This is a genomic window from Streptomyces sp. NPDC028368, from assembly GCF_055565615.1.
Genome location: NZ_JBVHTY010000005.1, coordinates 20,404 through 29,588, shown reverse-complemented (window position 1 = coordinate 29,588; position 9,185 = coordinate 20,404). Strand labels below are relative to the sequence as shown.

The 9,185-nt window shown below is 74.1% G+C and carries 4 protein-coding genes; 2 read left to right on the top strand and 2 right to left on the bottom strand.

Annotated features, from left to right (window positions below; translation table 11 throughout):
- A partial coding sequence (locus tag ACZ4S3_RS12935) for a HAMP domain-containing protein (RefSeq protein WP_467931721.1) occupies positions 1 to 918 on the bottom strand: 918 nt, incomplete at its 3' end.
- Positions 919 to 1,146: 228 nt separating this feature from the next.
- On the opposite strand from ACZ4S3_RS12935, the gene ACZ4S3_RS12930 reads away from it, so the two are divergent.
- Both ACZ4S3_RS12930 and ACZ4S3_RS12925 read left to right on the top strand, forming a co-directional pair.
- The gene (locus ACZ4S3_RS12930) at positions 1,147 to 2,967 is read left to right on the top strand and encodes a SpoIIE family protein phosphatase (RefSeq protein WP_467931719.1); all 1,821 of its coding nucleotides are present in this window, start codon (positions 1,147 to 1,149) and stop codon (positions 2,965 to 2,967) included.
- Between the two features lie 169 nt (positions 2,968 to 3,136).
- On the top strand, positions 3,137 to 4,786 hold the full coding sequence (locus tag ACZ4S3_RS12925; protein WP_467931716.1) for a long-chain fatty acid--CoA ligase: 1,650 nt from the start codon (positions 3,137 to 3,139) through the stop codon (positions 4,784 to 4,786).
- 37 nt (positions 4,787 to 4,823) lie between these two features.
- Here the strand turns inward: ACZ4S3_RS12925 and ACZ4S3_RS12920 are convergent, their stop codons facing one another.
- Entirely contained in the window at positions 4,824 to 9,116 is a 4,293-nt protein-coding gene (locus ACZ4S3_RS12920) for a response regulator (protein ID WP_467931712.1), read from the bottom strand.
- Between the last annotated feature and the right edge of the window lie 69 nt (positions 9,117 to 9,185).

Below are 9,185 nucleotides of genomic sequence, written 5' to 3'. Positions count from 1 at the left end.
CGCGATGTTGCGGACCTGGGTGGTGAGGTTGTCGGCCATGAAGTTGACGCTCTCGGTGAGGTCCTTCCAGACCCCGGAGACGCCGCGGACCTGCGCCCGCCCGCCCAGCTGGCCTTCGGTGCCGACCTCGCGGGCGACGCGGGTGACCTCGTCGGCGAACGCCCGCAGCTGGTCGACCATCTTGTTCACGGTCAGCTTCAGCTCCAGCAGCTCACCGGTGGCCTCGACCGTCACCTGCTGGGTCAGGTCGCCACGCGCCACCGCCGTGGTGACCACCGCGATGTCCCGGACCTGCGCCGTCAGCCGCGACGCCATGGTGTTGACCGCTTCGGTCACATGCAGCCAGTCGCCGGACAGTCCCTGGGCCTTGGCCCGGCCGCCGAGCCTGCCCTCGGTGCCGACCTCGCGGGCCACCCGGGTGACCTCGCCGGTGAACAGCGACAGCTGGTCCACCATGCGGTTGACGCCGCTGCCCAGGCGGCGCAGGTCGCCGCGGAGCTGGCGGTTGCCGTCGTGCAGATCGACGTGCTGGGTCAGATCGCCGTCCGCCACCGCGTCCAGGACCCGGGTGGCCTTCGAAACGGGGACCACCAGCGCCTCGAGCACCGTATTGGCCGCGTCGACATTGGTTGTCCAGCCGCCCTGGCCGGGGCTCGCCGTGATCCGTTCGTCCAGCCTGCCCTGCCGGATGATCTCGCGGCGTACCCGCTGCAGCTCGCCGGCCAGGTGAGCGTTGCGGGCCACGATCTGGTTGAAGACCCCCGCGATATCGGCCAGCACGCCGTCCTGGGCGCCCTCCGCGCACGCCGTGAAATCCCCGTCGCACAGCGCGTTCATCGCCGCGAGCAGCTGCCGCAGATCGCCCGTACGGATCTGCTGCGGCTCGCCGGGCAGCGGCTGCCCGTCACCCGTACACATCTCCTGCCCGTCAGGCGCGACGCCGGGGCGGGCAGGGGACGGGGTGTTTTCTGGGTGTGGAGGTGGAGAAGCGGATTCCGACCGGGGCGGGTCGAGGGCCATGGCGCACCATCCCCCCAGTGATCTATTTGGGCAGGTATGTCATAGTATAAAGCGCTCGCAATTACTCCCTCCCAGGCGCACCCAGGGGGTGCAGTGGGGCCGCTGTCCGCACCCGCGACGGAAGCCGTGTCCCGGAACGGACTGCCGGCGAACCAGCTGGCGCCCGCCGGGGCCCGGAAATTCGTCCGTACGGTCCTCACCGAACGGGCCCGGCGGCGCCCGGCCGCCCCCGGATCGGCCGCGCTCACCGAGCGCTTCATCGACGATGTCCTCCTTCTCGTCAGCGAACTGGTCACCAACGCCGTGATGTATGCCGGTACGGAGATCGATGTGACCTGCCGCCTGGAGCCGGGCGAGGAAGGCCACGCGGGGGCCAACGGCCCCGACGGCGCCCCCGCCACCATGGGCGTCGTCGTGGAGGTGGCCGACCGCCACCCCTCCCGGGGCGTACACGGCGGCGTGGACGCGCGCACCGGTGAGCCCGGCTATGGCCTCCAGCTGGTCAGCGCGGTGGCCGAGTCCTGGGGCGTGACCTACCGGCAGTCCGAGAAGACGGTGTGGTTCCGCCTGGTGGCCAAGGAGGGCGAGCCCGAGGCCCCGGGCCCCTCGCCGCCCGCCCCCGCCCCGCACGCCCGCCCCGTCGCCCCCGCCCCTGCCCACCCCGGCTCCCGCGTCCCGGCGCACGCCGCCGAATGGGCCGACCGCGGCGGCCCCTCCTTCCTGGCCGAGACCAGCGAGCTGCTGGCCGGCCAGCTCGACCAGGAGATGGTCACCGCGCTCGCGGCCCAGCTGCTCGTACCCCGGCTCGCCGACTGGTGCGCCATCTGGCTGAACACCGAGGGCAGCGGAATGAAGCTGTCCCGGGTCTGGCACGTCGACGAGCGGCGCATCCCGCCGCTCCGCGCGGACCTGCAGCGGGACACGCCACTTGTCGGCGTCCGCACCGCGAGCACCCCCTGGCCCTGGCCGGAAAGCGCCGGCGCGCGGCACACGGGCGGCTCGGCGCTGGCGTTCCCCATGGTCGCCCGCGACACCGAGCAGGGCATCCTGCTGCTCGGCCGGGCGGGGCACCTGCAGATGACCGACACCGTCGTACGGATGGTGGAGGACGTGGCCCGTCGGGTCGCCCAGGCCGTGTTCACCGCCCGCCAGTACACCCGGCAGACCACCATCAGCCAGGCCCTGCAGCGCCGCCAGCTGCCCACCTCGCTGGCCAGCATCGAAGGCGTCGACACGGCGATCGTGTACGAGCCGCACGGTGAGGGGCAGACCGTCGGCGGCGACTTCTACGACATCTTCCCGATGGGCGAACACCGCTGGTGCTTCCTGCTCGGCGATGTCCAGGGCAAGGACCCGGAGGCGATGTCGGTCACCGGACTGGCCCGCCACCTGGTGCGGCTGCTGGCCCGCGAGGGGCACGGCGTCGAGTCCGTACTCGGCCGGCTGAACACCGCGATGGCGGAGGACAGCGCCGAGGCCGTGGAACTCAGCGGCGAACAGGCCAGCTCCCGCTTCCTGAGCCTGCTCTACGGCGAACTCGAGGTCGAACCCGGCGTGTCCGGCGCCCACTGCACGGTCGCCACCGCAGGCCATCCGCCACCGCTGCACCTCTTCGGTGACGGGAGGGTGGAACCGGCCTCCGACCCCCAAATGCTCCTCGGCATCGACGAGGGCACGGAATTCCAGGCCAGCTCCTTCGATCTGGCGCCCGGCGAAACCCTGCTGTGCGTCACCGACGGCGTCACCGAACGCCGTTGCGGCAACTGGCAGTTGGACGACAACGACGGCCTGGCCGACATCCTCCGGGACGGGCTGGGACTGGGGGCGAAGGCGCTGGCGGAACACGTACGCCGAGCGGCGCACGATTTCGGCACCGGGCCGGTGGAGGACGATCTGTCGGTGCTGGTGCTGCAGGCGGTGCGGGGCGGGAACGGCCGCCAGGGGTGAGAGCCGGCCCACCCGCGTCCGCGCCGCCCGCCGGGCGACCTCTCTGCGGCCCGCGGCCGGCTGCGACGCGGCCTGCGGGCAAGAACACACCCACGGGGCGTGACATACCAGCTGGTATGCGTTGACAATCGCAGCACCACTACCCGCCCGTAACACGCGGAGGCACCCGGTGCTCAGCACGATGCAGGACGTACCGCTCACGGTCTCGCGAATCCTGGCCCACGGCTCGACCGTCCACGGTCAGTCGGAGGTCGTCACCTGGACCGATACGGATCCGCACCGCCGCACGTTCGCCGAGATCGGCCGCCGGGCCGCGCAGCTGGCGCATGCACTCCACGAGGAGCTCGGGGTCGCGGCCGAGGAGCGAGTCGGCACGCTCATGTGGAACAACGCCGAGCACCTGGAGGCCTACCTCGCCATCCCCTCCATGGGGGCGGTGCTGCACACCCTCAACCTCCGCCTGCCCGCCGACCAGTTGACCTGGATCATCCGGCACGCCGAGGACCGCGTCGTCCTCGTCAACGGCACCCTGCTCCCGCTGCTCGCCCCCTTGCTGCCGCAGCTGTCCACCGTCGAGCACATCGTCGTCGTAGGACCCGGTGACCGGTCCGTACTCGCCGGCGCCGCCGCCCGGGTGCACGACTACGAGGAACTGCTCACCGGCCGTCAGGAGACCTACGACTGGCCGGACATCGACGAACGGGAGGCCGCCGCCCTCTGCTACACGTCCGGGACGACCGGCGAGCCCAAGGGCGTGCTCTACAGCCACCGCTCGCTCTACCTGCACTCCCTGCAGGTCAACACCGCCGAGGCGTTCGCGCTCGGCCCCCGCGACCTCGCGCTGCCGGTCGTGCCCATGTTCCACGTCAACGCCTGGGGCCTGCCGCACGCCGCCTTCATGGCGGGTGCGTCCCTGCTGATGCCGGACCGCTTCCTCCAGCCCGCCCCGCTCGCCGAGATGATCGAGTCCCTGCGGCCCACCATCGGCGCCGCCGTCCCCACCATCTGGCAGGGCCTGCTCGCCGAACTGGACGGCAACAAGCGCGATGTCGGCTGTCTGCACACGGTCATCATCGGCGGCTCCGCCTGCCCGCCCGTCCTGATGCGCGGCTTCCAGGAGCGGCACGGCATCCGCGTCGTCCACGCCTGGGGCATGACCGAGACGTCCCCGCTGGGCACCGTAGGACATCCGCCGGCCGGGGTGAGCGGCGAGGAGGAGTGGACCTACCGCGCCACCCAGGGCCGGTTCCCCGCCTCCGTGGAGGCGCGGCTGATCGGCCCCGGCGGCGAGGAGCTCCCCTGGGACGGCGCGTCCGCGGGCGAACTGGAGGTCCGCGGCCCCTGGATCGCGGGCGCGTACTTCGGCGGCGCACAGGGCGAAGTGCTGCGCCCCGAAGACAAGTTCAGCCCGGACGGCTGGCTGCGCACCGGCGATGTCGGCGTCATCACCCCCAACGGCTATCTGACCCTGACCGACCGCGCCAAGGACGTCATCAAGTCGGGCGGGGAATGGATTTCGTCGGTCGAGTTGGAGAACCACCTGATGGCCCACCCGGGCGTCGCGGAGGCCGCGGTGGTCGCCGTTCCCGATGAGAAGTGGGGCGAGCGGCCGCTGGCGACGGTGGTGGTGACGGACGGCTCGTCGGTCACCTACGAGGAGCTGAAGGCGTTCCTCGGCGAGCGGATCGCGCGCTGGCAGCTGCCGGAGCGCTGGGCGGTGATCCCGTCGGTGCCGAAGACGAGCGTGGGGAAGTTCGACAAGAAGGTGCTGCGGCGGCAGTACGCGGAAGGCGAGCTGGATGTGACGCGGCTGGGCTGAGGCCCGTTGGTGGGGCCCGGCCGGGCCCCACCACCCGTCAGTTCGTACCGATCTTCGCCAGCAGATCGACGATACGGCCCTGCACCTCGGCACTGGTGGACCGCTCGGCCAGGAAGAGCACCGTCTCACCGGCGGCGAGCCCCGGCAGCTGGGCCGGGTCCAGGTCGGCGGAGGTGTAGACGACCAGCGGGGTGTGGTCCAGCAGCCCGTTGGCACGCAGCCAGTCGACGATCCCGGCCCGCCGGCGGCGTACCTGCATCAGGTCCATCACGACGAGATTCGGCCGCATCTGCGTCGCCAGGGTGACCGCGTCGGTGTCCGCGCCGGCCCGTGCGACCTGCATCCCACGCCGCTCCAGAGAGGCCGTCAGGGCCCCCGCGATGGCGTCGTTCTGCTCGATCAGCAGCACCCGCGCCGGGTGGTGTTCGCTGTCGCGCGGCGCGAGCGCCTTGAGGAGCACGGCCGGATCGGCGCCGTACGCGGCCTCCCGGGTGGCCTGCCCCAGACCGGCGGTCACCAGGACGGGCACCTCGGCCGCGCCCGCCGCCTGACGCAGCGACTGCAGCGCGGTACGGGTGATCGGCCCGGTCAGCGGGTCGACGAAGAGCGCCGCCGGGTACGCCGCGATCTGCGCGTCCACCTCCTCGCGGGAGTTGACGATCACCGGGCGGTAGCCGCGGTCGCTCAGCGCCTGCTGGGTGGCGACGTCCGGCGCGGGCCAGACCAGCAGCCGACGCGGATTGTCCAGCGGCTCCGGCGGCAACTCGTCGTCCATCGGCATCGGCTGACGGTCCATCACCTCTATCGCGCCGTTCGGGCCGTCCAGCGGCTCGGGGCCCTCGCTGCCCTCGTCGGGCGCGGAGATCGCGAAGGCCCGGCCCTCACCGGAGTCCATCAGGCGCGGCTGCGGCGCGGCGGGCTGCGGCGGCTGGGGCCGGTCGGCCGGCTGGGGCTGCTGTGGCTGCGCGGGCCGGGCCTGGTGGGACGCCCCGGCCGGCTGCGCCCCGGGACGCGCGTCGTTGGCCGCGGCCCGCTCGTCGCCCTGCGCGAGCCGATCCTGCGGCGCGGCGAGCTTACGACGGCGGCCCGAACCGGCGGACGTGCCACCGGGGGGCGTACTGCCGGGGGGCGTGCCGGCGGGCAGCGCCACCGGACGCTGCTGGTCGGCGATCTGCTGGGCGAACGGCACACCCTGCCCCAGGGTGCGCACGCTGAACGCCCGCCCCTGGGAGTGGCCCGCGGCGGAACCGTCCTCGCCGTCGTCGGCGGCCAGCAGCGGCTGACGGACGGCGGGGGAGGGCGCCTGGGCCTGCGGGGGCACGGGGGCCTGCGCGGGCACGGGGGCCTGCGCGGGCACGGGGCCTTGCGCAGGCTCGGACGCCTGCGGGGGGAGCGGCGCCTGCGCCGCCTGGCTCGGGGCGGCCTCCTCGGCGGGGCTGGGGCGTCCGCGCCGCCGGCCCGTGGGAGCGGGTGCGGGTGCGGCGGGTGCGGCGCCGTCCGGGGTCCCGGCCGTCGCCGGGGCGACCCCGGGGGCCGTACCCGTCGCCGTACCGGTCTCCTGCGCCGGCTCGGTGGGCTGCGCCACGAGACCCTCCGGGCCCGCGACGAACGTGCCCGATGCCTCGGAATCGGCCATCGCGGCCGCCGCCCGCTCCTCGGCAGCGGCCCGCCGGGCCCGGCGCCGCCCGGTCGGCTCACCGTCCTCGCTTTGTCCGGCACCGGAGCCGGACGCCGCCTCGAGCTCGAACCCCGGCTGGGCACCGGGCATCTCGGCCGCGCCCTCGCCGACCGGCCGTCGCGCCCGACGCCGCCCCGTACCGCCGCCGTCCTGCGGCCCCACGGCCTGCGCGGGCACCTGCCCGGCGGCCGCGGGCAGCGCGGGCAGCGACTGCGGGGTCTGATCGGCCGCGGCGGGCGGCAGCGCAAAAGCGGTACGCGCGCCCGCAGGCGACAGCGCCTCCGCGGACCGCCCGGCGGGCCGCTGACCGGAAGGCGGTACGGGCGACTGCGGGTGATCCCCCTGCGCGGCCCGCTCCGGTGCCTCGGCCAGCGTCCGGCGCGCCCGACGGCCACCGGGCTGCACGGGCGAAAGCCCCTGCGCCCGGCCCTGCCCCTGACCGGGAATCTGCGGCTTCCCCTGAACCGGACTGGCGACCTGCCCCGGCCCCTGCGGCCCCTGTCCGGCACCGCCCTCGTGCGGACCGCTCGCGGCACCCGCACCGTTCACCTCACGCGCATCGCCCGCCGGGCTGCCGCCGCTCGGAGTGCTCGGACCGCCGACAGCGCCATGCGCAGTGCCGTTGCCCCCAGTGCCGTTGCCCGCAACGCCATTGCTCGCAGTGCCCGCGTCGCGTGCGTGGTCCGCACCGGTCGGACCCGCCGGAAGGGCCGGCGCGCCGCCCTCCGGAGCGCCCTGCCGCGCCCGCCGCCGCCCGCTCGGCGGTGGGGGTCCGCCCTGCTCGAGCGAAGTCGAGAGCTTGGGGGAGGGCTGGGCCCCCGCCACGCCCGGCGGCAGCCCCGTACCGTCCGCGCCCGCCAGACCGCCCTCGGTCGCCTCGGAGACCGCACCGCCCTGCGTACCGGATTCCGCGCCCTGCTCCGCGCCCGAATGCCGCGCCCGCCGCCGCCCGGTCGGCTGCGCACCACCTTCCGTACCGGAGTCCCCGCCGGCACCCTGGCTCTCGTCGCCCTCGGCCGCAGCGTCCGCGGCCGGCTGCGTACCCCGCGCCCGCGCGGCCGGTACCGGCATCACCGTCGTCTCATTGCCGGTGGCCTCGGCGGTCTTGTCCGCCCCGGCCGCCACCGGGCCGTCCGCCGCCACCGGAAGCTCCAGCACATACGCGCTGCCGCCCGCGCCCGCGCCGCCCGGCACCTCATGCGTCTGCAGCAGGCCGCCGTGCTGCCGCACGATCCCGCGCACGATCGGCTCATGGACGGGGTCGCCGCCACCGAACGGGCCGCGCACCTCGATCCGTACGACATCGCCGCGCTTGGCGGCAGCCACCACGATCGTCGAGTCGCCGGGAATCGGGCCCGAACGGCCACCGGCGCCCGGCGCGGCCGCGCCCGCCGGCATCCGGCCCGTCGAGTCCACGCCCGCGACATCCGCGATCAGATGCGACAGGGCCTGCGCCATCCGGTCCGCGTCGACCGTGGCCTCTATCGGGGGCGCATGCACCGCGAACTGCGCCCGGCCAGGACCGATCAGCTCGATCGCGCCCTCGACGCCCGCCGCGACGACCGTGTCCATCGAGACCTTGGTGCGGTTGAGCCGCTCCGATCCGGAGTCCAGCCGCTGATAGCTCAGGACGTTGTCCACCAGGGTCGTCATCCGGGCGTGGCCCGCCGCCAGGTGGTGCAGGATCTGGTTCGCCTCCGGCCACAGCTGGCCGGCCGGGTCGGACGCGAGGGTGCTGAGCTCGCCCGTCAGCTCCTCCAGCGGCCCGCGCAGCGCCTGGTCGAGCACCGCGAGCAGCTGGGCGTGCCGGGCCGCCAGTGCGTCATAGGGGCGGCGGTCGGTGAACGTCATCACCGCGCCGACCAGCTGGTCCCCGTCCCGCACCGGCGCCGTCGTCAGATCGACGGACACCGACCGCCCGTCCTTCGCCCACAGCGCCTGCCCCCGCACCCGGTGCTTGCGCCCGGACTTGAGCGTGTCGGCCAGCGGCGTGTCCTCCCACGGCAGCGCCGAACCGTCCGCCCGCGAGTGGTGGATCAGCGGATGCAGCTCCTTGCCGCCCAGCTCGCTCGCCCGGAAGCCGAGGATCTGCGCCGCGGACGGGTTGACGAGCACCACCTTGCCCTCGGCATCGACCCCGACCACGCCCTCGGCCGCGGCCCGCAGAATCATCTCCGTCTGCCGCTGCTGGCGGGCCAGCTCGGTCTCGGTGTCCAGCGTGCCGGTCAGATCCCGCACGACGAGCATCAGCAGCTCATCGCCCGTATAGCCGTTGCGGTGATCGGCGTACGCCGCCTCGAAGGCGGACTCGTACGGGGTGCGGCCGTCCTCCAGGTTGGCGCTGGTCACCTCAACCAGCAGCTCGGTCCCGTCCGTGCGCCGCGCGATCATCCGCGTCGGCTTCGTCCGGGCGCCCTCGGTCTCGTCGTCATGGCGCCGCATCGAGCCGGGGATGCGCTTGGAGTCGAAGGCCGGCAGCAGGTCCAGCAGACCGCGGCCCACCAGGGCCGTGCCCGGCGCCTCGAAGGTCTCCAGCGCGATGGTGTTGGCGTTGACGACGGTGCCGTTGCAGTTGACGAGCAGCAGCGCGTCCGGAAGGGCATCGAGTATGGCTGCGAGGCGAGCAGCGCCTCGGGATGGCCTGCTGCTCACGAGACGCTTCCTCCCTGTTACCGCACCGTGCCGACCCGCCGTGGCGGATCGCTGAGGTGGAGTCTACGG